General features: G+C 54.3%; 18 protein-coding genes. 10 read left to right on the forward strand and 8 right to left on the reverse strand.

Annotation, left to right across the window (positions count from 1 at the left end; genetic code table 11):
* The first annotated feature begins 345 nt into the window (after window positions 1-345).
* The 7 genes from AC0QKW_RS24445 (at window position 346) to AC0QKW_RS24475 (ending at window position 8001) form a co-directional block, all read left to right on the forward strand.
* Window positions 346-3348 carry an MFS transporter gene (locus AC0QKW_RS24445; RefSeq protein ID WP_473153724.1) on the forward strand — a complete coding sequence of 1001 codons (3003 nt, stop codon included), beginning with the start codon at window positions 346-348 and terminating at the stop codon, window positions 3346-3348.
* A 62-nt stretch (window positions 3349-3410) separates the two neighbouring features.
* The gene (locus AC0QKW_RS24450) at window positions 3411-3974 is read left to right on the forward strand and encodes a Crp/Fnr family transcriptional regulator (RefSeq protein WP_473153725.1); all 564 of its coding nucleotides are present in this window, start codon (window positions 3411-3413) and stop codon (window positions 3972-3974) included.
* Between the two features lie 197 nt (window positions 3975-4171).
* Window positions 4172-4624 (forward strand): YraN family protein, encoded by a 453-nt coding sequence (locus tag AC0QKW_RS24455; protein ID WP_473153726.1) that lies wholly within the window; start codon window positions 4172-4174, stop codon window positions 4622-4624.
* A gap of 185 nt (window positions 4625-4809) precedes the next feature.
* Entirely contained in the window at window positions 4810-5379 is a 570-nt protein-coding gene (locus AC0QKW_RS24460; RefSeq protein ID WP_473153727.1) for a hypothetical protein, read from the forward strand.
* Window positions 5380-5404: 25 nt separating this feature from the next.
* The gene (locus AC0QKW_RS24465) at window positions 5405-6148 is read left to right on the forward strand and encodes a RibD family protein (RefSeq protein WP_473153728.1); all 744 of its coding nucleotides are present in this window, start codon (window positions 5405-5407) and stop codon (window positions 6146-6148) included.
* Window positions 6149-6278: 130 nt separating this feature from the next.
* Window positions 6279-7466 (forward strand): GNAT family N-acetyltransferase, encoded by a 1188-nt coding sequence (locus AC0QKW_RS24470; RefSeq protein ID WP_473153729.1) that lies wholly within the window; start codon window positions 6279-6281, stop codon window positions 7464-7466.
* Window positions 7467-7620: 154 nt separating this feature from the next.
* The gene (locus tag AC0QKW_RS24475; protein WP_473153752.1) at window positions 7621-8001 is read left to right on the forward strand and encodes a DUF4346 domain-containing protein; all 381 of its coding nucleotides are present in this window, start codon (window positions 7621-7623) and stop codon (window positions 7999-8001) included.
* Window positions 8002-8061: 60 nt separating this feature from the next.
* Here AC0QKW_RS24475 and AC0QKW_RS24480 read toward each other — a convergent pair whose 3' ends face one another.
* The 5 genes from AC0QKW_RS24480 to AC0QKW_RS24500 form a co-directional block, all read right to left on the reverse strand.
* Entirely contained in the window at window positions 8062-8433 is a 372-nt protein-coding gene (locus tag AC0QKW_RS24480; protein WP_473153730.1) for a hypothetical protein, read from the reverse strand.
* A gap of 286 nt (window positions 8434-8719) precedes the next feature.
* Window positions 8720-8854 carry a hypothetical protein gene (locus tag AC0QKW_RS24485; RefSeq protein ID WP_473153731.1) on the reverse strand — a complete coding sequence of 45 codons (135 nt, stop codon included), beginning with the start codon at window positions 8852-8854 and terminating at the stop codon, window positions 8720-8722.
* Between the two features lie 402 nt (window positions 8855-9256).
* Window positions 9257-9928 (reverse strand): helix-turn-helix domain-containing protein, encoded by a 672-nt coding sequence (locus tag AC0QKW_RS24490; RefSeq protein ID WP_473153732.1) that lies wholly within the window; start codon window positions 9926-9928, stop codon window positions 9257-9259.
* A gap of 28 nt (window positions 9929-9956) precedes the next feature.
* Window positions 9957-11450, reverse strand: a complete 1494-nt coding sequence (locus tag AC0QKW_RS24495; RefSeq protein ID WP_473153733.1) for a hypothetical protein — start codon at window positions 11448-11450, stop codon at window positions 9957-9959.
* Between the two features lie 183 nt (window positions 11451-11633).
* Window positions 11634-12152, reverse strand: a complete 519-nt coding sequence (locus AC0QKW_RS24500) for a phycobiliprotein lyase (protein WP_473153734.1) — start codon at window positions 12150-12152, stop codon at window positions 11634-11636.
* Between the two features lie 526 nt (window positions 12153-12678).
* Between AC0QKW_RS24500 and AC0QKW_RS24505 the strand changes: the two genes are divergently transcribed.
* Both AC0QKW_RS24505 and AC0QKW_RS24510 read left to right on the forward strand, forming a co-directional pair.
* Window positions 12679-13236: a hypothetical protein gene (locus AC0QKW_RS24505; RefSeq protein ID WP_473153735.1), complete on the forward strand. Its 558-nt coding sequence runs from the start codon at window positions 12679-12681 to the stop codon at window positions 13234-13236.
* 50 nt (window positions 13237-13286) lie between these two features.
* Window positions 13287-15908, forward strand: coding sequence for a type I restriction enzyme HsdR N-terminal domain-containing protein (locus tag AC0QKW_RS24510; protein WP_473153736.1), 2622 nt, complete (start codon window positions 13287-13289; stop codon window positions 15906-15908).
* Between the two features lie 82 nt (window positions 15909-15990).
* Here AC0QKW_RS24510 and AC0QKW_RS24515 read toward each other — a convergent pair whose 3' ends face one another.
* Complete coding sequence (locus AC0QKW_RS24515) at window positions 15991-18036, reverse strand: DNA phosphorothioation-associated putative methyltransferase (protein WP_473153737.1); 2046 nt, start codon at window positions 18034-18036, stop codon at window positions 15991-15993.
* A 161-nt stretch (window positions 18037-18197) separates the two neighbouring features.
* On the opposite strand from AC0QKW_RS24515, the gene AC0QKW_RS24520 reads away from it, so the two are divergent.
* Window positions 18198-19673: a phosphoadenosine phosphosulfate reductase domain-containing protein gene (locus tag AC0QKW_RS24520; RefSeq protein ID WP_473153738.1), complete on the forward strand. Its 1476-nt coding sequence runs from the start codon at window positions 18198-18200 to the stop codon at window positions 19671-19673.
* On the opposite strand, the gene dndE is transcribed toward AC0QKW_RS24520, so the two are convergent.
* Both dndE and dndD read right to left on the reverse strand, forming a co-directional pair.
* On the reverse strand, window positions 19651-20055 hold the full coding sequence (gene dndE, locus AC0QKW_RS24525) for a DNA sulfur modification protein DndE (RefSeq protein WP_473153753.1): 405 nt from the start codon (window positions 20053-20055) through the stop codon (window positions 19651-19653). The two genes, AC0QKW_RS24520 and dndE, sit on opposite strands and share 23 nt — an antisense overlap.
* On the reverse strand, window positions 20055-22037 hold the full coding sequence (dndD, locus tag AC0QKW_RS24530; protein WP_473153739.1) for a DNA sulfur modification protein DndD: 1983 nt from the start codon (window positions 22035-22037) through the stop codon (window positions 20055-20057). The genes dndE and dndD overlap by 1 nt, the downstream gene beginning before the upstream one ends.
* Between the last annotated feature and the right edge of the window lie 191 nt (window positions 22038-22228).

Here is a 22228-nt window from a genome sequence, read left to right on the forward strand (position 1 = left end):
AATTGACTAGCTAGAACCTAACCTCAACGAGGCCAGTGGACTACTAATGCGCCTTACCCTCAATCTACGGGTGTCAGCCTAGGTCTGAATCGGCAAAATACCTGAGGTTACTCAAGAGATTTGGCCCTACTCGCCATAGCAGCTCAGCTAAGTAGGCATAAACACTGAATTGACTAACAAGTTATGTTGCGCGCCCCTGGCGAGGGGAAGTTTTTTCGGTAATTTCCCGGCGGACAGGGGGCTTTGGAGGGGCTAGATGCTCTGATTTGCCCGGAGCTGGCTGACCACCCTGCCGAAGTCGCCAGATTGGGTATCCTTATGGAGCCTACCGTCACTGCATTTGGTATGAGTTTATCTGGCCCGACCCAAGAAGTTCAGTCTCTCCGCAGCCGGTTGCTCAACCTCATTAATCTCAGGCCTGGGGAGGAAGAGCGCACCCTGCTCATGTTTGCCTCCTACACCGCTACCTCCATGGGCATTTTGTGGCTGGAGGTGAGTTCGGCAGCGCTATTTTTGGGCGAGTACGGGGCGGCTAGTTTGCCCTGGATTTATATTTTCAGCGCCGGGGTGGGCCTGGGGCTGAGCGTGGTGTACTCCTGGTTGCAGCGGCTGTTTCCGCTGCGGCGGGTGATTGTGATCATTGCGCTGCTAATGGCGGTGCCAATTTTGGGGTTTCGCTGGGGGCTGTCGGTGGAGTGGTTAATGGCTCCCATGGTGTTTTCGATGCGGCTGTGGATTGAGGCGATCTACGGGCTCAACGACCTCAACCTGTCGGTGACCGCCAACCAGCTGTTTAACATTCGCGAGATCAAGCGGGCCTTTCCCATTATTAGCAGCGGCAATCTGGTGGCCGATGTGATCAGCGGTTTTTCGGTGTATGTGCTGCTGCGGCTGGTGGGGCTGCCCAACGTGCTGCTGCTGTCGTTTGTGGTGATGGTGATCGGGGCGGTTATTTTGTACCACCTCAGCCGCAACTATGAGCATGCCTTTCCTGACTCGCCCCGTCGCCAGGCAGAAGATGCGGAGTCGACGGAGAGCTTTCGATCGCGCCAGCGTCTTCAGGGGCCAATTCGGCAGTACGTGGTGCTGCTGTTTTCGTTTTTTGTGCTGGCCCAGATGCTGCTGTTTTCCATTGAGTTTCAATTTTTTAGCCAGCTAGAGACCAGTCTGGATGTAGAAACCATTGCCGTTTTTTTGGGGGTGTTTAGCGGTCTGTTGGGGCTGATCGAGCTCTGCACCCAGTGGTTTACCTCTAGCCGCCTGATCGAGCGAGAGGGGGTGTTTAAGGTGGCCCTGATTTTGCCCTCGATCATTGTCGTTATCGGGCTGACCACATTGATCAGCAGCTATCCGGTCCGCATGGGGGCGACAGCCATATTTTTTGGCCTGGTGGTGCTGAAATTCTTTGATGAATGGCTGCGCTACACCCTGGTGGCGACGGTACGACCTATTTTGTTTCAGCCGATTCCTGACCGGGTGCGCAGCATGGTGCAGTCGTGGGTAGGTGGCATTGCCGAACCCCTGGCTATGGGGGGTACAGGGGTGGCGATTTTGTTCACCATTGCGCTTTGCAATCGCCTGGGCATGACCGAAAAACTGACCCAGGCGCGGCTATTTTTGCTGGGCACAATAGTGGCGGCGGTGGTGTGGTTTGGCATTTTGGCGATGCTGCGATCGCGCTATCTAAACCTGCTAGTGCAGGGGGCAGAGCGCGGTCTGCTGGGCTTTTCTGACGCCAACCTGCGGGTGCTCAAGCGGGCCTTTGTCGAGCAGCTAGAGCAGCCGGGGCTAGAGGCCGACAAGCGATCGTGCATTGAGCTGCTCAGCCACATTGACCCCAAAAATCTGGGCGAAATTTTGGCTCCCCGCCTGGGAGAGCTTTCCCCAGGGCTGCAGCGGCAGAGTCTGGAGGCCATGCTAGAGCACCCCAACAGCAGCTATATCGAACCGGTGCAGGAATTGCTCAGGGTGCCCCACCAGTCACCGGATATTTTGGCTCTGGCCCTACGCTACGTCTGGCTTTCTCAGGCGCAGTTTAACATTGACGACCTGCGCCCCTACCTACAGCCCGAGGTCGATGCGGTGGTGCGGGGCACGGCGGCATCGCTGATGCTGCGCAAGGGCAACAGCCAGGAGCGGGCCGAGGCCACGGCGACCCTGCGCAAGATGCTGGTGCACGATGAAGAGCGGGAGCGGGTGATGGGCTGCCGTGCCCTCGGCGAGGCCGACTACATGGAGTCGCTGAGCATCTACATTGACGACCTGCTGCAAGACCCATCACTGCGGGTGCGGCGAGCTATTTTAGAGGCGATCGCCGCCACTCAGTACAAAAAGTACTACCCTTCGCTGCTGCGGGCATTGCAGTATAAATCGACCCGCGAAGCTGCCGTGGGTGCCCTCACCCGCTTGGGCAATGAGGCGCTGCCGATGCTTCAGGATCTAGCTCTAGATGGCTACCGGCCCGAGGGGCTGCGCAACCAAGCCTGGCAAGTCATCGGCAACATTGGCACCCTGCCCGCCCTAGAGTTTTTAATCGAGAACCTGGTCACCACCTGGGGCAACACCCGCCGCCACATACTGCGCATTTTGCTCAGCCTCTACCAAGAGACCGGGGTCAAGCGATCGCCGCTGATCGACGGTGCCCTCGATCGCATGCTGGGCCGCAGCGGCATTGAGAGCCTGCTCAACACCGAGTTGGCCTTCGCCGGACAGCTCTTGGCCGCCCAGATCGATCTAGGTCCGAGCCAGGTGGTCGGCACCGAGGCTGACCTGCTGCGAGAGGCCCTCATCGATCTACAGAACGACGCTACCGAGCGCCTGTTTATGCTGCTGCGCTTTATCTCACCGGCCAACGCTGTGCAGGCCGCCCAGGTCAGCCTCAACGGGCCGGTGTCGAGCTGGGCGCGGGGGGTCGAGATTCTAGACAACGTGCTCGATGTCGCCTGTAAACGGTCGATCTTAATTTTGGTCGATCGCCGCCCCGCCGCCGATAAGCTCAAACTGTTATCCACTTCTACAGAGCTAATTTCTTACACACCGCTGCCCGCCCGCGATCGTCTGCGCCAGCTGCTCGACCTGCGCTATTTCATGTCTGACTGGGCGATCGCCTGCTGTTTTCATCTGGCGCGGGTGCAGCGGTGGAACCTCACCGCCGAGCACACCCTCGCCCTGGTGCAGCACCCCACAGGGTTTGTGCGCGAGGCGGTGATCGCCTACCTATCGGTGGCCTCGCCCCGCGCCCTGCGAGAGCTGCTGCCCCTAATGCGGCAAGACACCGATCGCCTGGTGCTAGCCCAGGTTAAACAACTGATCTCCGTCTATAATTTGGAGCCGAGCTTCCCCCGCTAGCCCGGCCCATTGACCGCGCCGGGGCCAGTGTTTCTACCGCCTTTCTCAGCTCAACAGCAGCTATGCTCAACAGCGTCGAACGACTACTCTTTGTCCGCAATGTGCCCATCTTTAAAGAGCTGCGGGATGACTTTTTGGTGCGCCTGGCCTCGGTGATGGAAGAGGTGTTCTACGATGCTCGCTACACCATCATCACCCAGGGGCGAGAGGGGCGATCGATGTACATTATGGTGTCGGGGCGAGTCAGCGTCCGCCTCGGCGAACAGGAAGTCGCCCAACTCAGCAAAGACGACTGTTTTGGCGAAATGTCGGTGTTTGACGCCGAGCCGCGTTCGGCCTCGGTCACCACCCTAGAGCCCTGCACCTGTCTGGTGTTGACCCAGCAGCAGCTCTACGATGCGATCGACGAAACCCCCGGCATTGCCGTCAACGTCATTCGCATGCTGTCCCGCCGCATTCGCGAACTCAATCAAGACCTCAACCAGGTCAAGCAGCAGCTGGCCCAAGCGCCCGTGCCCCAGCCCCTTCAGCCCCAGGTGTATCGTCCTTCCGCCTACACGCCGCCCTATAGCCCGTCCCCTGCTCAGCCTGGCTACGGCCTGGCCAGCGACCTTTCCCAGTTCTAGCCGTGGCGTGACCAGGGGGCTCAACTGTCTTTTACGGTAGTTTTACGGTGAAGTTTACGCTATGGCTGGGACCATCTGCTAGGGGCTTTTCTGAGCGAATAGCCCCTAGCAGATGGGGGGCAGGCCCAGTGAGGGTGATGGGATAACGCCTGCTGGACTGGGAAGCTTAAAGGAAGCATCTCCCGGAGCCGCTACCCATGACCGCTGAAATCGGCAAAACCGAACTGGGCACCCTGGGCGAAACCCTAGTGGCCAACTGGCTGGAGAGTCAGGGCTGGCGACAGTGCGATCGCCAGTGGCACTGCCGCTGGGGCGAGCTAGATTTAGTCATGGCCCAAGGCCCTGCTAACGGGAGCGGCCAGCTTGCCTTTGTGGAGGTTAAAACCCGCAGCCAGGGCAACTGGGATGCCTACGGTCTGATGGCCATCACCCGTAGCAAACAGACCAAGCTCTGGAAAGCGGCCCAGCTCTATTTGTTAAAGCAGCCCCAGTGGGCCGAGGCTACCTGCCGTTTTGATGTGGCCCTAGTGGCTTGCCATCGCCGAGGGCAAGCGTCGGCTACCAGGGCAGCAAGCCTAGCTCTGGAGGATGGTCGCCACCTGGTGCTGCAAGACTATATCGAACGAGCCTTTGACGCGCCCCAGCGATAGAGAGGGGCAAATTCTTAAGTAAATAATAACGCCCTATTAACAGCAATCGGGAATTCATCGCCTAAGCTGCTATGTAGAGGTGTAGTTGTCGTCCTGCCTCTATCCCTAGCGTCTGTTATCTGGCCAGGGGGCTAGAGTAGGTACGCTGCCGTACTCCTAGCTCGTTGTTTCTCTGGGAATACCCAATGACCAAATTTGCAATTTACGCCTGTCCGACCGGAAGCCTGGCCGAACAGATCAAGCGGTTCCTGGCTGATCACCGAGAAACAGCAGCCCCGATCGATCAAGGCCCAGACGCCTGCTGCATGCTGATCGACGGCTTTGAAGAGCAGTCTGGAGCCGCCCCGATCTACACCCGCAGCCTCGATCGCGCCTACAACCGGGGCCTCAAAGCCCGCCCCTCGCCGGTGGTCACCCTAGAGGGCATGGTCACCAAGCCCGAGTGGAGCGGCCTGGCCCTGACCTCTCCCTGGCTAAAGCAGGTGATGGTGAACTTTGCCTGTACCATCAAGTCGCCCACCCGCAAGACGCCCCTCCGCATTCAAGACGAACTGGGCTTGCCCCTAGTCTACGGATCTAACCGCAAGCAAGCCAAGGCCGTATTTGCCGAGGCCAAATCCACCATTGACTGGACTACCCCCACCCAGTGGGAACTGCGGTTTTATCAGCAGCTCACCAACCAAAGCTGGAAATGCCACAGCAGCTGGGATCTAGGCGAAGGCCAGCCCGCCCTGGTCGAGGCATCGGTAAACTAGGGTTTGCAGTTTCTGGCGCTGACCGTTGGCGATCGCCCCTGACCGGCCCATTCCCCACGTCACTCTGGTGCTGGCCATGAGCCTGGATGGCAAAATTGCCGATGTCCAGCGCGGGGCCGCTCGGTTTTCGTCACCGACCGACCTAGCTCACCTAGAGCGGCAGGTAGCGGCGGTCGATGGTGTATTGTTTGGCGGTGGTACTCTGCGGGCCTACGGCACGACCCTCTCTGTGCGTGCCCCAGACCTGCTGGCCCAGCGGCGGGGGCAAGGCCGGCCCGATCAGCCGATTCAGATCGTCTGGTCGCCCTCAGGGAATCTCGATCCGGGGTGTCGGTATTTTCAGCAGCCGGTGCCTCGGGGGTTGGTGACGACCCAGACTAATGCTCCGCGATGGATAGCATCGGATTTATTCAGCAGGGTTTGGGCGATGCCTGAAGCTAAAACTCAGCCCTGGGATTGGCCCTGGATTTTGCATCAGTTTTACCAGCAGGGCATACATACTCTGGCTCTGCTGGGGGGCGGCGGGCTGACCGCAGAGCTGATGCGCTGGGGCTGCATCGACGAAATTTTTATCACCTTGTGCCCGCTTATCTTGGGCGGTGCCCCAGCGCCAACCCCGGTGGATGGCGAGGGTTTTTTGGCGGCGGCAGCTCCTCGGTTGCAGCTCTTGTCTCATCGGGCGATCGCAGATGAGGTGTTTTTGCACTATCGGGTGCTGCCTTTGCCGCCCTTTGGCTCTGAGAAGAGCGCCATTGCTCCAGAGATGTAGAGCATTTCCTCACCGTTCTGGCGATACCGTTCTGGCAATGACGGCAACGGCTAAAACCTACGTCAGGCCCTGCACCCGAGAATAAATTCCTCTACCCTGGAGAATAACCGTTCTCTACTAACTGACCCCCATGGGCTACCCCGCTGTGCCAACCCTGACCGCCACCTGGATTCGCCACATTGAGGAGGTGCCCGAGGCAGTGTGGGATGAGCTGGCCCAGCCCTTAGCGACGCCATTTTTAGAATGGATCTGGCTGCACAATATGGAGCGATCGGGCAGCGTCGGGGCCAATACGGGCTGGCTGCCCTGCCATCTGACGGTGCATCGTGGCACCACCCTGGTGGGGGCGGCCCCGATGTACCTCAAGGGCCACAGCTACGGCGAGTTTGTGTTTGACCACCAGTGGGCCGACCTGGCGGAGCGTCTGGGTGTGCAGTACTACCCCAAGCTGCTGGGCATGGCTCCCTTTACCCCGGCGGAGGGCTACCAGTTTTTGATTGCCCCGGGCGAAGACGAGCGGGCGGTAACCATGGCCATGGTGGAGGCGATCGATGCTTTCTGCGATCGCAACGGCATCTCGGGCTGCCACTTTCTCTACGTTGACCCCCAGTGGCGGGCCACCATGACCCAGCTGGGGTTTTCGGAGTGGCTGCACCACGGCTACGTGTGGCAAAACCACAATTTCCAGAGCTTTGACGACTACTTAGGCATGTTTAACGCCAACCAGCGGCGCAACATCAAACGCGAGCGCAAGTCAATGGAAACGGCGGGGCTGCGGCTAGATGCGCTGACCGGCGACGCCATCAGCAGGCCCCTGTGCGACTTGATGTACGACTTCTATGCCGACACCTGCGACAAGTTTGGCTGGTGGGGCAGCAAGTATCTGACCCGCAAGTTTTTTCAGCTGATTCACCACGACTACCGCCACCGCACGGTGTTTTTTGCCGCCTACCGTGAAGATAATGCTAATCATGACAACAGCCACCCAGTGGGCATGTCGTTTTGTCTAACTAAGGGCGATCGCCTCTACGGTCGCTACTGGGGATCGACCCTAGAAATGAACAATCTGCACTTCAACGCCTGCTACTATGCGCCGATCGAGTGGGCGATCGACCACGGCATTACCCTCTTTGACCCCGGTGCCGGGGGCCGCCACAAAAAGCGACGGGGCTTTCCGGCCTTGGGCAACTATAGTCTGCACCGTTTCTACGAGCCCCGCCTACAAACCCTGCTGACTCGCTACATCAGGGAGGTCAATGAGCTAGAACAAAAAGAGATCGACGCCATCAACGCTGACCTCCCCCTAAAATTGCCCTAGATTTGGGCGAACCGGGCTACGGTGGGCAATTCAGGTGATTAGGGCTGACCGGTCGCGCTAGGATAGGAGACCCTGTGTCTTTCCAGGGGTCGATCGTTGCCCTGTTTTTGCTATGACTCTACCCGCCAGCCCCACCCCTGCCAGCGCCCAACCTATGGATAAAGCCCAGCGCCAAGCCCTAGACGACCAGCTCTCAAAGCGCTACATCGAGCTCGACCCCAGCGGCTATTTTTTGATTTACCTCGACACCGAGCAGGGGCTGATCTGCGCCAAGCACTTCGCCAACATCATCAATGACAAAGGCCTAGCCTGCGATCCAGTTACCGGCAAACCTTTGCCCGTGCGCGGCATTGTTGAGCGTGTGCCCACCCTTACCTATAGCGGGCGTACCGCTAAAGAGATCTGTATGGCCATTTTTGAAGACCCTGCCAACCCCTGTCCCATTAGCTATCTCGACCATGCGGCCTACCTGGGGCGAGAGTTTATGCGAGCCGAAGCGGCGCTTAGCGCGGGCGAGCCCTATGTTCAAGATTAGCAAGCCAGATTAGCGTGAAAGACGATAGATCTGCCTTGGGCTCAAGCCTTGGCCTCAGGTCTAGTGCACCCGCGAAGCCAGGAGCTGCTCCTCAAGGGCTGCAATGCGGTTGTAGGCAGCGGTAAGCTGAGCCGTCAGCCGCTGAATTTGCACATCGGGAGAAAAGTTGGTTTCAGTACTTTGGCGGTCTAAGTCGAGATAGCTGCTGTCGAGCAGAATATCTTTGTGCTCACAGACGCTATCTAACCTGCTAAAGCTTTGCCGGGGGGCATTACCATAGGCAAAGCGCGCGACTTTGGGTTCTTTTTCATCAATATCGCAAGCTTGAGTGGCAATTAGCGCAGCAACCTGATCATTGACTTGATCAATCATCTGATGCAGGGCGTCAATCTTATTCGTCAAAAGAATGACTTGGGTTTTGATAGAGTCCATGTGACGCCTGAGTTTTTAATTTTCATCATTATCCTAGACTCAAGCCAATAGATTACTACCGGTCTACGGAATCACTTAACGTTTATTTGTCTGCATTTTTACGCGGTTACCAGCCCTAGAGCACGGGGAAACCTCGCTACGAAACAGGTTGAAGAGCCCATTGCCGCTGTAAACTTCTGCGTCAGATTGGGTACATTGAGGAACCAAAACTGTGGGCTGACTTGATTGCAGTCAGCCTATTTTTTCGCTGGGGAAAGGTATTTTCTCGCATGCAGCTCAGGTGCAGTCAGAATGGGGCCACCCCCAGGCGTAGCGCCACTAACCCCAGCAAGCACCCGACGGCGGCGATCGCAGCGACCTGCTGCACCACTCGCTTAGCTCGGGGAGACAACGGCAGCTGCGGCTCAGGGGGGAATAACATTGGACACATCGTATTGGGAATTGTGCTCATTAAACTACATTTGGCTATCGAGCCAGATGGCCTTAAGGAAAACCAAAGATTCACGGCTTTGATCTCGGCCTGATGGGCCGCTAAACCATGCCCGACAACGAACGACTCCCGCCCCTAGATTAGGGCCGGGAGTCATTCTCATATAAACAGTTCAGCTAGAAGGTGGGGGTCTGTATAGAAGGTTATGTTAGGGGATGGGCTTGCCCGGTTACGACTTGCCCTGCATAAGATTCCCATGTCTCGGCCCAAATTCCGTAGGAAATTAAAAGAAAATCTAAAACTTTATCGACTCTTGATCAATCTTTGCCGACTTTCTATCCCAGGAGGGGAACTCACCTCTGGGGGCAGGGCGGTAGAGGAAAAGCGTAGCCGTTATGGGTCGACGGGGACAACTCTGGCACGGTGCACCAGGCGATCGCCTTGGCGGTAGCCCACATGACTCACTCGTACCCGCTGGCCTGGGGCCACACCGCCGGCTTTGGGCTGGTGAATCTGAGGGTTAAAGGGCACCTCAGCGCCGACGGCTTCGATGGGCACCACGCCCCAGCGATCGATCAGCTCTTCTATAGGGCGCACCAGGGGCAGCAGCCGATGGGCGGGCAAATCGTCGCGCTGGGCAGCGGCGTGGGCGGCAGTGGGCCACTGCACTAGCCAAGACTCTAGCTGGGCGATCGCCTCTTGCTGCACCTGCTGACGCACGGTTTTAGCCTGGGTGGCGAGCTGGTGTTGGAGGCGATCGCACTCTTGACGCAGGGCGTCTACCGGGTCGGTCGAGCCTCGGTCATTTGGGTCTTCAGCCCCAGGGCCAAACCGATTGATTAGCGTTTCGAGGGAGATGCCCAGAGCTTGGCTCAGCCGTTGGAGGGTAGTCAGTCGCAGTTGCCCCACCTGCCCCCGACGTAGGGCATCAATGGCCGATCTGGAGCTGCCGCTAACCTGGCTGAGCGATCGGTAGCTGGCAATGTTGGCCTGGGTCATCAGCGATCGCAGGGCAGCACTATAGTCAGCCCCAGGAGATCTAGCGTCAGACGCTTTACTTACCATCGCCCTGCCTTCTTAAGGGTACTGCCGTCTAAAACTGCAAATCTAGCTCCTCTGGAGGACGGTTTTGCAGATCTGAGAGGCCACCCTCGGAGGCACCCTGACCGCGCAGGCCTTCGCCCAGCGGATCACGGGGGCGCGGGGCGGGGGTCGCGGGGGCGGGGGTCGCGGGGGTCGCGGGGGCGGCAGGGCGGCTGCCAGCACCATTCTCTGGGCTGATGATGATTGGCTGGTTGGGCCGGGGGTTGAAGGTTTCAAAGGTGACGGCTCTGACCAGGGGAGGATTTTGGCCATCGGTGACCCGCAGCGTCACTGTGGTAGTGCCCGCTGGGCTGAGGGGCATGGCTAGCGATCCCTGCAATCCTACGGTGCCGGGCGAGGGCAACAGCTCAACTTTAGCCGTCGACCCGCCCTCTACGCGCCAGGCCACCTGAAACCCCGGAATCGGCTGCCCTGGCTCTACGGGTACCAGATATTTGGGGTTAGCCTCGCGCCCGTTGATCGTGAAAGCGGCAATGCGTACCGGGCGCGGCTCAATGGTGACTACCTCACTTTGCTTGGCTGCTGGCAGTTCGCCATCCCCCAGATTGATCGGCACAGCGGTCAGCTCAAACTGATACAGGCCGACATCGAGCATGCCGCTGGGCACCCCCTGACAGATCAACCGCTCTTGCATCTGACAGAAGGGCTGGAGCGCCTCTGGGAGGGTCACCTGGCTCGGGTTGGCCGGGTCGCGCAGGGTGAAGCGACGCCCCCCCAGGGTGCTGCCGTCGGGGCGTTTAACCACCAGCAGCAGATCTTGCAGACCTTCAGGGTGGGTCACAATCCAGCTGACCCGAATGCCAGCCTCGGTCACCGCCGGGGCCATGTCAGCGGTGCGGGCCGAGAGCTGAGTGCCTGCCTCAGAAAAAATTACCTGGTCAGGAGCCAACTCAACTACCGTGGGCCGGGCAGGCCCCGCCAGGGTAACCAGACTGCTGCTGGCCTGCACTGGCGGCAAATTCAGCGTCAGCCGAGGCATTAGGGTGAGCTCAAAACGGTACTGGCCAGGCTCTCTCAGGTCGAGGCTGACGTCTCGACAGGTGAGCAACTGAGGCGTTTGGTCGCAGTAGGGCAGCAGGTTGACCGGCAGCCCCTCAGATAGGTCGTAGCTTTCTGGGCCGTAGGTGAGGGTGCCGTCGGGGGCGTAGCCGCGCAGCACCATCGACTGTAGCTGGCGGGGCTGACTCACCTGCCAGCTCAGCAGCGGGGTTTCACCCTGGGCGATCGCATACTCACTCTGCCCCGGTGAAATATCGACGATGTGGGGCTGGGCCGGAGTCCGCAACGCCAGCCACAGCAGACCGCCCAACCCACCTAGAGCACCGATTCCAGCGGCGATCGCCAACCGTCGCTGCCAGCGGGGGCGAGGTAGTGGTGGGGGCAGCGGAGCCAGGGTAATGGCGGCCGCTGTCGCCGCTGGCTCTACCGACGGGTGGCCCTGGAGTTCTGGCTCATTCCACTGTTCGATCTGAGACCCTGCCATAGCCGTTTTTGTCCTCACATTCCAGGGCAGCATAGCGACTTAGCTGCACCACTGCCAACTGCCTCGGTTCTGCCGCCAATGGAGACATTCTATCTAGCCCCGACCGCGATCGAGGTATATCGCCAACGATGCCTTGGGGCTACTCGTCATCGCCACTCACTACCAAAACTGTAGCTACAGCGATCAGGTAGCGGGCTTGGTCACACCCATGCGAATCTCTGAACAAAATGAGGCGACTTGCTCCCGATCGCCCACCTTGACTACGCTGGTGCGCATGCGCAGGTTGGGGTTTACAAACCACAGTCGCTCTTCTATCTGCCCTGTCTCGGTGGGAGTGATAATCGTCAGCACCTCGTCTTCAACCCGGTAGCTTCCCTGGAGCGCCGTTGGCCCACTAGCCTGCACCAAAACCCCTTCGCTAGCGTCGGTGGGGGCCATGAACACGATGAGCGCAGTGCCCTGGATCTTTTGGGCTTGCCCTTCAATTTGACCGTCTTGGTGAACCCGCAGACCGCACACAATTTGACTGCGATCGTGACCAAATGGAGCGCAGGTCTGGGCTAGTTCGTCATCGCTGGCGGGCAGCAAATCAATCTGCAAATTCGACTGTCCTGCCTGCGAACTCTGCACTGCCAGATTGTGGATAGTGCGCTGAGAAAACCACTTGCCGGTCAGCGACTCAAAAAAGTTCACAATGTCCATTGGATATAGTTTGCGTTTTGCCAAGCTGTCACAATCTCTAATTCTACGGCGAAGCGTTCCTTTTTCTAGGGCAGATACCCAGCAATACTATGGCAAACGCATTCTTAATAGGCATTGAAGTTGGTCGAAACTTGTTTGGTTGTATCGGGCGTAGCGTTTGCCAGTAGATAGTCTCGAATGGCGATACCTTGCGCTGACTCGTGAGCTCGCATCTCTCCCAAAACAGAAACGGCGAGTGCTGCACTTATGCGCTGCACTCACCGTCGGTCGGGGCCTCTGGGGGCTGAATCTAGCGGTTTACCGTAAAGGCGACACCCGGATTCGAACCGGGGGTGGAAGTTTTGCAGACCTCTATAAACCACCGATTTGCAGTACTTTCAGCCGAGTGCTTCTACAATTTACCCCAATGGCAGATCGGCCCCCGAAAGCGCCCTCGGTTAATTTTCTTGTCGCTGGTGGGGAGTGATGGGGGTAGGGTGATGGGTAAATGGCCGGGCTCCAGGCTGAGAGCCTATGGAGTCAACCAATGGGCGATCGACAACTGGGTAAATATTTGACGCTGACGGAGTTCTGCACCTGCACGCAGACCTACCAGCGGTTTCCCGATCAGATTGATCCGTTCCCCAAGAATTTGGAGGAGACGCTGCCAGCCCTAGAGGCATTGTGTCAGTACATTGTTGATCCAGTGATTGAGGCGTTTGGGCGCGATCGCTTTTTGCTCACCTATGGCTTTTGCTCGGTGGATCTGAAGCGGTGGCTGGCGAAGAAAGACCCAGCAACAGGGAAAAAGCACGGTATTGCTACCCCAATCCTGGATCAGCACATGGCCCACGAGGTGAATCGGAATGGGCGATACTACTGCGATCGCCTGGGGGCATCCTGTGATTTCCGCATCCTCGGCCTAGCTGGTAATGAACTGGTGAGTTGGATCATGGCTCAAGGACTGCCATTTGACTCGCTGTATTTTTATGGGCGCAATCGCCCTATCCACATCAGCTATGGCCCCCAGCAGAAGCGTGCTATCTGGGCGTTTACTGAGACGGGAGTACCGATCAAACGAAATCTAGATGAAATTCTAATCTAAAGGATCAATATAATTGAAGTAGCCAATGCCACTTCAAACATCTCACACAAATGTCAGATCAGCCAGCATTATTGTCTGAAGAAGATATCAGAACAAAGGTTGTATATACCTGGTTAGTAGATCATGGCTTTACGCCTGAAAGCATTTCGGTTGAATTTTCGTTTGAGATTCGTCTTGGAAGAGGGATTTATTCTGTTAGCAACAATTCTCCTCACTCGCCAATTTTCAGACCCCGTGCAGATATCTTGGTGCGTAGCTCTGATGGAAGAAATCTTCTAATTATTGAAGTTAAGGCACCTGATGAAGAGCTAGACAATGATGCAAAGGAGCAAGGCATCTCATATGCTCGTCTTCTCAAGACTGGGGGCATTGCTCCATTTGTTATAGTCACGAATGGATTTCAAACACAAATCTTTGACAGTATAACTGAAGAATCTATAGAAGATTCATATATCCCCCAAAATCATCAATATGTCCAGAACGGATTTCGTGTGTGCGTTGATGATATTGCATTACGTTCAGAAGCTTTAAGAAAATTTATTGCCCTCTCTTTTGATAACTTGCTGGCATTCTGCAACTCGCAAGTTTCACATCGGATGAGTTTACTAAAGAGCGAAGATCTTTTTAGCGGAAACAAGTATATTCCCCAGCTATACATAGAAAGACAAGATGAAAAACGACATTTAAAGCAGCTGCTATTAAGACAAGATTGTTCATCAGTTATTGTCTTTGGTCATCCTCAAGTAGGAAAGACAAACTTTATTTGCAACTTCATTGAAGAGAGGCTACAAAACGGTTATCCATGTCTATTTTATCCAGCTATTGGCATGAGAAAAGGGGTTTTAGAGGAAATTAGGGATGATTTTGGATGGGATTTATATGAACCAAATTCTCATCATGAAATGATCAAGAATATTTCACATATTCTAGAAAAAAATCAGCAAAGACTTGTAATTTTTATTGATGGATGGAATGAAGCGAACGAACTTATCGCAAAATCTATTGACCTAGATAGCCTAAGGATATTCGACTACAATTTTCAGATCGTCATAAGCATTACAGCTAATTCTGCAAAGAGGTTGCTGATTGACAATGCAGGCAATCCTTCTAATATCGCAGATAGCTCTTTTCTAACAAGTAACTCAATTCCTCTATTAGAGAGTAACCCAAATTTACTGTCTTCTAAGTGCAGTGTTTTAGAAATAAAAAAGTATGGGCGAAGAGAAGCTGAGGAAGCTTATAAGGTTTATAGTCAAGCTTACGAAGTGAGGATTCCTAATGGGCATGAACAGGTTTATGATCCGTTTCTTTTAAGAATTGCAATGGAGCATCACGCTGAATTAGAGTTGCCAGAAAGGTTGGATGAGGATTCTTTACAAGAGAGAAGTATTGTTTCAAAAATTAGAAGAGCAAAAGGAATTAGCGAGGAGGATGCAATTGTTCTTTTGACGGAACTTGCTAAAGAGATGGCTGAAAACGGATCTCCTATTAGCCAGATCAGAATTAGAGAAATTTGGAGGATTTCTGCTGCCGATAAGATCCCAGAAGGTTTTTTTGAATCCGCTCTTTTAGCAAAAGTTAGAAACATTGACGGGTTTCCATCTCTAGATTTTTATTATGAAAGAGAAAGAAGCTTTATTGTATCCACATGGGTAATGGGTTGGAGAAGGAGTTCTCCATCAGCTTTTCGAGATTCTTGGGCTAATGCTTCAATTTCAAATTCTAGCCTTGTAAAGCTTGAGGCTCTTGATTGGTTTTTAAGGCAAAAGTCAAGTATCTCATATCTAAAGGAATTAGCCGCCAATATCAATTTTTCCCAAGAAAAACATTTCCGAAAAAAGGTGCTATCCGCAATACGACAAAATCCAGAATGCTGGATAAATGAAAATGAGAATTGGGTTGACGAAGTTGCAGAGACGGCGATTCTTGATTCTGAATTAGAGGTGAGAGTAGAAGCTGCAAAATTGTTTTTACTGTTTAAGGAAGACAGCGATCGATTAAGAAGCATTTTCATTGACGAGGAGTGCCGAGAAGAATTTATTAGAGCTTTGTTAGAGACTGATTCAGAATATTGTTTTAAGATAGGAGGTATTGGGCAAGTTACACTAGAAGTACTGAATGAAGTTCACTTTGAATTTGGTGTGGGAGATGATTCTGAAGTAACTGATATTTTAAAAAGAATTCTTCTGGTTGAGCATGGAAGTCTTAGAAATTCAGCTGCCAAAGTCTTTGGCCATATCGCTCCTGCATCATTCTTTAGAGTTCTGCTTCAGCTAATTCAATTTCCAAGTTTGAAGCAAGTTTCCACCGAAGATTTCATCGAAGGTGTTGAGCTGGCATTTGATGCACTCATGGATATATATCATGGTTACATGTGTCCAGGTTATCTTGAAAGCTTCGAGGATGCTCCCAGAGAACATGTTGAGCATTTTCTTGAAATTCGCAAAATCTGTATTCCTATAATAAATTTTTATTCGCCAAAATCATGCTCTCATAATTTACTAGACTTTCTTAAATCTATATCACCATCAGATAGAGTTCTGGCTTTTTACACAGATGAAAAGGATGAAATTGACAACGAGATATGGTTGTCAAAGTTCAAGCATCAGGATCCAGGCATTACTCAGCTAAACCTTTTTGAGAATGCTATAAATGAAGATGATTTAAATTGAAACGGTTTTTGCTTTAAGTTTGAAGTTAAATTGGCTTGGTGGCTACATTATTTAAAGTAAACATGCATTCTTTCCTAACCTTTTACGTTTTGTCCCAATAGTCGTTGTTATTCTTTCGTTTAACTACACGGTGCCCACGTAACTCGGCTTCATGCTCTTTCAGGCAATACTCCCACCCCCGACGGTCAAAGATGGCTTTTACATCGTCCAGTAGACCCCACTTTTGCTCTTGCTGGCTGAGCTTGGCAAACTTGGCGTGGTTCGGATAGCCGGAGGCTAGAGTCTGGTCTTTTTGGTGGAGCAGCGGCGGGTTGTCGGGATCGTAGTCGCGATAGCGAACATAGAGATCCTGAAGGGTGATCGCCATGCTGGTTTTCAACGCCGGGTGCGGTTCCTTATCAAATTCTGGAAACACCAGGTAGGTAATCTGTGGTTTCTGAACATGGAACTTGACCACGGTAGCTTCTTCAGGTCGTCCAATGGTGCGGGAGGCACACCCTTCGTAGAGGCGCAGTAATGGATCGAGTTGGTCTAGAGCAGAGACATGCACCCAGAGGGAGTTGGGCCGCTGCTGGCCGATCGCACTCTGCCGACAGCGCTGCTCGATCATCTCCGTGCGGCCTAGGGCCATGAGCATCAGGTCGGCGGCGGTGCAGGCTTGTTGGTAGCTGCCGAACAGAGCCTTAATATCGGCCTGCACCGAGGGCGAGAGGTCTTTGAACTTGGGGCGGTGGCCAAAGTGGCTGAGTGCCAGGTACACCAGCAGGTCATTGCGGCGCTTGTCGGCGATCGCATCCCACTCCCCTGCATCCGTGGCTTGCAAGACAACGGTGAACGCCCGCCGAATGCTGCCAAAGGTTTCCTGGAGGGGGGATAAGGTGTCGATGCCCAGTTCTTCCACCGTGGGCAGGCGACCGCGATTAGTGTAGAAATCCATTAGGGGTTGGAGGCGATCGCGGTATTCCTCAAACTTACTGACCTTGAGGCGAATGCGGGGAGCCGTGGCGCGGGAGCGATAGCGGGAGGCGCGGAAGGCTTCGGCCTGGGCCTCGTCGCGGAAGACGAAGTAAATGCCTAGAGCGATGGGGATCGCGTCTACGCCAAGCACCTGGTCGATGTAGGCTTTGAGTTCTTCCTGCTCGTAATATTTCTGGAATGTGTTGCGGCTAGTGATGATGCCGTCGCCGTAAGCGATGACGCCTCGGGTGCGATCGTCGATCAGCACTTGGGCAGCGACGATAAGTACCGTCTGGGCCAGACCCCAGGCGTTGATCAGGGCTTCCCTACGCTCGACGGTGTCTTCGATGACGTTGATGACGTAGCCCAGGTTGACCACGTCGGCTGGTATATGGGGAATATCGGGGCGAAAGTGAGGATCCCAACCGGTGCTGGTGAGGCCCAGTCGGTGGATGTATTCGATGTCGGCCCCGTGGCCGCAGCCGTAGTCGAAGTAGGTGGTGTCAGTGGGGAAGAGACCAGCTTCCACAGCGAGGCGGACGGGTTTGGAGGCGGCGACGCGGGCGATCGCAGCTTTATGCCGCTGAATCTTCGGCTTGGCCTGTTGAGCAGACTTGATTGGGCAAGCCAGGGCATGGTTATGGATTTCGATGCCCTGCTGAGAGAGGCGACGTTCCCAGTTGAGTTGGGTGCCAATTTCGCGGGAGTTATCTAGCAGACCCATGGCCACCTGCTGCTGGGTCAGATGGGCGAAGCGGCTGTAGTAGGGATGATCAGCGGTAATGAAGGTTTCTTTGCGGTGAAGCAGCGGCGGGTTGGGGGCATCGCTATAGTCGCGGGTTTCGACGGTGCCCGTAGCCCAATCCACAATAGTGCTGGTACGCAGTAGGGGGTGGGGTTCGGTGTCGAACTCGGGGTAGTAGAGGTAGGAGAGTTTGGGCTGGTCGAAGTGGAACTTGACCAGGGTGAAGGGCAGTTCCTTTTTCAGCAGGTTGCAGGCGCACTGTTCTTGGTGCCGCAGGGCGTCAGCTAGAGATGGCAGGGCCGATTGGTGAATATAGAACGCATTGGGAAGACACTTGCCGATGGGGCTGCCCTGACAGTGCTTGACCAGCTCCGCTTGGGGTAGGCTAGTGGCGGGTTGCAGCGCAGTATCAACACTTTGAGTCATTTTTAGTACACTTGTATAACGCCCTAACAGTCATTCCCTAACCACCACTGGATTAAAAGCACTAGATGGCGAAAGAAAACCCTATATATAGCGTTTGACTCCCCCTTTGCCGGTAGAATGACGCTACCCAGAGTTTATCGCTGCTGTAATGCTTGGCCTAAATGAGAACGCTCAGCCTATTTGAGAATGACCGCCTCTCCCTCGATCGCAGCATTGAGCTATCGGCTGAGTCGTTGCGCCACTATGGTTCTTTGTATAAGCATTGGGCGATCGCGTTCTCGGGTGGCAAAGATTCTTCAGCCACCGTTACATTAGTTGCCGATTTGATCGAGCGGGGGCTGGTGCCTCAACCCGAGAGTACCACTGTGCTCTATGCCGATACCCGCCAGGAGCTGCCGCCGCTGCACAATGCTGCTATGGCGCTGCTAGACAAACTTAAAGAGCGGGGCTTTGATACCCGCGTGGTGCTTCCCAAGCTCGATCACCGCTACTTTGTCTATATGCTGGGGCGGGGTGTGCCGCCGCCGTCAAATACCTTCCGCTGGTGTACGCCTAAGCTCAAGGTCATGAGTATGGAACAGGAGCTAGAGACCCTGCGCCAAGAGCGGGGCGAAAAGTTTCTGATGCTGACGGGGGTGCGGGTGGGCGAATCTGCCGCCCGCGACCAGCGCATCGCTATGAGCTGTAGCCGCGATGGCGGCGAGTGCGGCCAGGGCTGGTTTCAGCAGACCACCTCTAACGCCGTGGCCGATACCCTGGCCCCGCTGCTGCACTGGCGGATCTGCCATGTGTGGGACTGGCTGGTGCAGGCGGACGTGGAGCTGGGCTACCCCACCTTCGATATTGCCGAGGTCTACGGCCACGCCCCCCAAGATGACCTAGGCGAAACCGAGTCAATCAACGCCCGTACAGGCTGTATTGGTTGCCCTTTAGTTGAAGAAGATGCTGCTCTGGAAAGGGTATTGGCAAACCCCAAGTGGGCCTATCTAGCCCCACTACGGCAGTTGCGCCCGCTGTATTGGGAGGTCAAGAAGCCACAATACCGCCTACGGAAGCATGGGGAAACTAATTTTGGCGGCGAGTTATCAAGAAAGCAAGGGCGGCTGGGGCCTTTACATATGAAAGCTCGGCGTTTTTTGCTGGAGGAGGTTCAGAAGATTGAGGCAGACGTTAATCGGGCTGCTAAAGCTCTAAACAAGCCGGAAATCAGCCTGATCAACGAGCAAGAGCTTCAACGTATTGAAGAGCTTATTGCGGCAAACACTTGGCCCGAACGATGGGATGGCACTGAACCCACAGGCGACCAGCTACTTCCGAAAATTAGCTCAGATGGCAGTGTTCAACCAATATTTTTGCGTGGCAAAGAGCAATCTCTGCCGGAGGTAATTATTGATCTAATGCGATCGCACCCCGATCCAATGACGGCTCAACAAATCTATCAAGCACTACTAGAGTCCGACAACTATCGGTTTTCAGCCTATGATCCGGTTCAAGTTGTGCGGAGTGTTGTGAGACGGCACTGCGAAAATCTAGAACTTAACTATGCAAAAAAATTAAAGAAGTATTTTGTAATGGCCGAGCCCGGCTATTACACACTGATAGACAGTATGAAGATCACTGAGCATCACCAGAACTAGCTCTCACAGAAAAAGATATCATGCTTTCGATGTTCTTTAGACCAGAATTGCTAGCGAGATAGCCAATTCCCCTATGTAGGTGCAGGCGAAATTGTTGAGCTAAGGTTTCGCGGCTAGTGTCTAAATTATCGTCATGGCAGCGCTGTTTGAGAGCGAGGATAAGTTCATCTGCTATTGCACCCCCAAAAACCTGCCAGGTCATTTCTATGTTGCTATCGGTGGTAACCATAACTAAGGATGGCTTAGATGGCTCTGCCAGCGAACAACAAAAAGCCCAGCGACAGAGGATGTTCCACTGATCAATTTTGGTGGTGCGTTTAAGTTTAGTGAGTTGGTCTTTTGCAGATTCAGAAACTCGCACGCGCTCGACTGGAGGTTCTATCACCAGAAGTACCCCGCTTTGATTTTGGTTTGACGATTGGCTGCATCATATACCAGCATAAACTCTTGGGCAACGACGTTGTTAGTGCGGAGGGTAGCAACTTCGGCTTGGCCAATTTCAGTATCGGTAGAAAGTAAAATTACTTGATGACTAGCATCGGGGAAGTACCGCTCCAATAGATTTTCACGGTGAGATGAGTCGAGCCGACCGAGAGGCGTATCAATCGCAATCGGCAGACGCCGCCCCGAGGCCCTTGCCAACCCCCACAAAATGGCAACCGCTAAAATTTGCTTTTCCCCCGCTGAGAGGCGCTGTTTTGGGACAGGTTTACCTCCGTCGCCGTAGAGGGATAAACTGAAGGTTTCTGGATCAATGACAATTTGCTGTACCAAATTGTTTTTATGAAGCAGATAGAGAAAACAGTCTCGAATACTGTTTTCTAGATCAGCGAGTTTGCGTAGAGTTAGATTCTGGCGAAACTGGGCCAGGGTAGTTTGGGCTTTACTGACTGTATCCAGAAAATGAGCGATCGCCTGTCGGTTCAAAATCTGGTCGCTGTATTTAGTTAGGTCCTTATGAGTAGAAATAATTTCTTTTTCTAGCTCGTCGCATTTCTTTTCACACAATCTTGACTGTTCTTGAAAGACATCGAGATTGGCTTGGGCTGTAGCAATATCAGTTTTGAGTTGAGTATAGACCTCTGGTGAGGCAGCTTTGGCCAACAGGCGCTCAGTGTTATCAAGATTGGTCAAGGTTTGCTCAAGGGTTTTGAGTTGCTTCTGGGCGGTTTGCTGCTGGTTGGGCAGTAACGTGTTCAGTAGCAGACTGATGTGGTTGATAGTGTTGGCGTCTACCCCTAGCCAAACATTACTAGATTGAATGGCTTGTTCTAAAGAAGTATTTTCCTGACTCAAAAAGGCTTGAACGGATTGTATCTGTTTAGAACTCAGGCCAGCCGTTGCTAAGACATCCAACAGCTTTTGATCGCGTTCAGCAATAAGGTCTTGAGACATTTCAATTTGCTGTCGGCGCAGTTCCTTTTGGCCTTGAGCTTGGGCTTTTTGCAACAGGGGCTGAATCAGCAGCAAAGGCAATTCGGCACTGGCCTGGTGGCGGAGCTGAGTACGAATATCGTCGGCAGTGCGTTGTAGAGAGGCGAGCTTGGCTTCTAATTGGGGGCGATCGCTGGCAATGTCTCCCCCCTGAGTTCTAAAGTTGGCTTCAGCGGCTTGTAGGTCGGTTACAGCCTGTTCGACTTGCATTTTGAGGTGTCCAAGGCGAGTTGCTGCTGCCTCCTGGGCGGCTTTTTGCTCGGCAAGGCGGTGTTCAATTCGTTCTAGGTCGTGGAGTTCTTGGGTGTTAGCGAGAGATTTTTGTTTGCGCTGGGTGAGTACATCCAAGTCTAGGGCCAGACGATCGGCCAGTTCTAGACCTAGCATGGCGCGAATAGCCTCTACCACCGGGGCCGGAGGCATAGCTTGTTCGGCTAGTTCTTTAATTTGCTCACCATCAAAAAGAAAGAGACTAGAAATGCCTAGGGGCAAGACGGTTTCAATCCATTCGTCCCAGGTTTGAACCAACACATCGTCAGCCCAGTCATCGACAGAAACATCTAAAGTGTCTTTGCCACCTTTGGGTTGGCGGCTCCAAGTGCGCTGCACTCGAATGGTTTTGGGAATACCGTTGAGAATGTACTCAAAGGCGAGTTCAACGCCAGCAATTGCATCTTCAGGGGCCGCATAGTGAACGCACTGGCTGAGGAAGTCGCTGTAGCTGAGGTTGCGCCGAGTGGAACACTGCGATCGCGCCCCGTATAGCGCCAACCGTAGCGCATCGAGAAGAGTGGTCTTGCCGCCCCCATTCATGCCGCCAATTAAGATAATGGAGCGATCGCTGGCATCAGCCTGAGCCGGGCTAAGGTTGAGGGTCTGTCGCCCTCGATAGGAGCCAAAGTTTTGCAGAACAAGCTCAAGCAGAATCATGGGGTCAATACAACGGGGCTTGACAGGGGGAGGAAACTCAACCCTTAAGACGATTGGGACAGCGCTCAGCGCTGTGGGCCGGGTTGCGATTCTAAATTTCGACTAAGTTGTGGCACGTGGAACCCGTAGGCTAGGGCGTGTCATCAATTGTGGCCAAAAGCACGGTATATCAAGCCTTGCCACGCCCGACC

Source organism: Pseudanabaena sp. PCC 9330 (genome assembly GCF_055795045.1).

Coding starts and splice junctions, on each gene's coding strand:
- AC0QKW_RS24490 (WP_473153732.1), bottom strand. CDS start 9,928: ATGGTAAGTAAAGCGTCTGACGCTAGATCTCCTGGGGCTGACTATAGT.
- AC0QKW_RS24505 (WP_473153735.1), top strand. CDS start 12,679: ATGGGCGATCGACAACTGGGTAAATATTTGACGCTGACGGAGTTCTGC.
- AC0QKW_RS24445 (WP_473153724.1), top strand. CDS start 346: ATGAGTTTATCTGGCCCGACCCAAGAAGTTCAGTCTCTCCGCAGCCGG.
- AC0QKW_RS24455 (WP_473153726.1), top strand. CDS start 4,172: ATGACCGCTGAAATCGGCAAAACCGAACTGGGCACCCTGGGCGAAACC.
- AC0QKW_RS24500 (WP_473153734.1), bottom strand. CDS start 12,152: ATGGACATTGTGAACTTTTTTGAGTCGCTGACCGGCAAGTGGTTTTCT.
- AC0QKW_RS24470 (WP_473153729.1), top strand. CDS start 6,279: ATGGGCTACCCCGCTGTGCCAACCCTGACCGCCACCTGGATTCGCCAC.
- AC0QKW_RS24450 (WP_473153725.1), top strand. CDS start 3,411: ATGCTCAACAGCGTCGAACGACTACTCTTTGTCCGCAATGTGCCCATC.
- dndD (WP_473153739.1), bottom strand. CDS start 22,037: ATGATTCTGCTTGAGCTTGTTCTGCAAAACTTTGGCTCCTATCGAGGG.
- AC0QKW_RS24460 (WP_473153727.1), top strand. CDS start 4,810: ATGACCAAATTTGCAATTTACGCCTGTCCGACCGGAAGCCTGGCCGAA.
- AC0QKW_RS24520 (WP_473153738.1), top strand. CDS start 18,198: ATGAGAACGCTCAGCCTATTTGAGAATGACCGCCTCTCCCTCGATCGC.
- AC0QKW_RS24475 (WP_473153752.1), top strand. CDS start 7,621: ATGGATAAAGCCCAGCGCCAAGCCCTAGACGACCAGCTCTCAAAGCGC.
- AC0QKW_RS24510 (WP_473153736.1), top strand. CDS start 13,287: ATGTCAGATCAGCCAGCATTATTGTCTGAAGAAGATATCAGAACAAAG.
- AC0QKW_RS24495 (WP_473153733.1), bottom strand. CDS start 11,450: ATGGCAGGGTCTCAGATCGAACAGTGGAATGAGCCAGAACTCCAGGGC.
- AC0QKW_RS24480 (WP_473153730.1), bottom strand. CDS start 8,433: ATGGACTCTATCAAAACCCAAGTCATTCTTTTGACGAATAAGATTGAC.
- AC0QKW_RS24515 (WP_473153737.1), bottom strand. CDS start 18,036: ATGACTCAAAGTGTTGATACTGCGCTGCAACCCGCCACTAGCCTACCC.
- AC0QKW_RS24485 (WP_473153731.1), bottom strand. CDS start 8,854: ATGTTATTCCCCCCTGAGCCGCAGCTGCCGTTGTCTCCCCGAGCTAAG.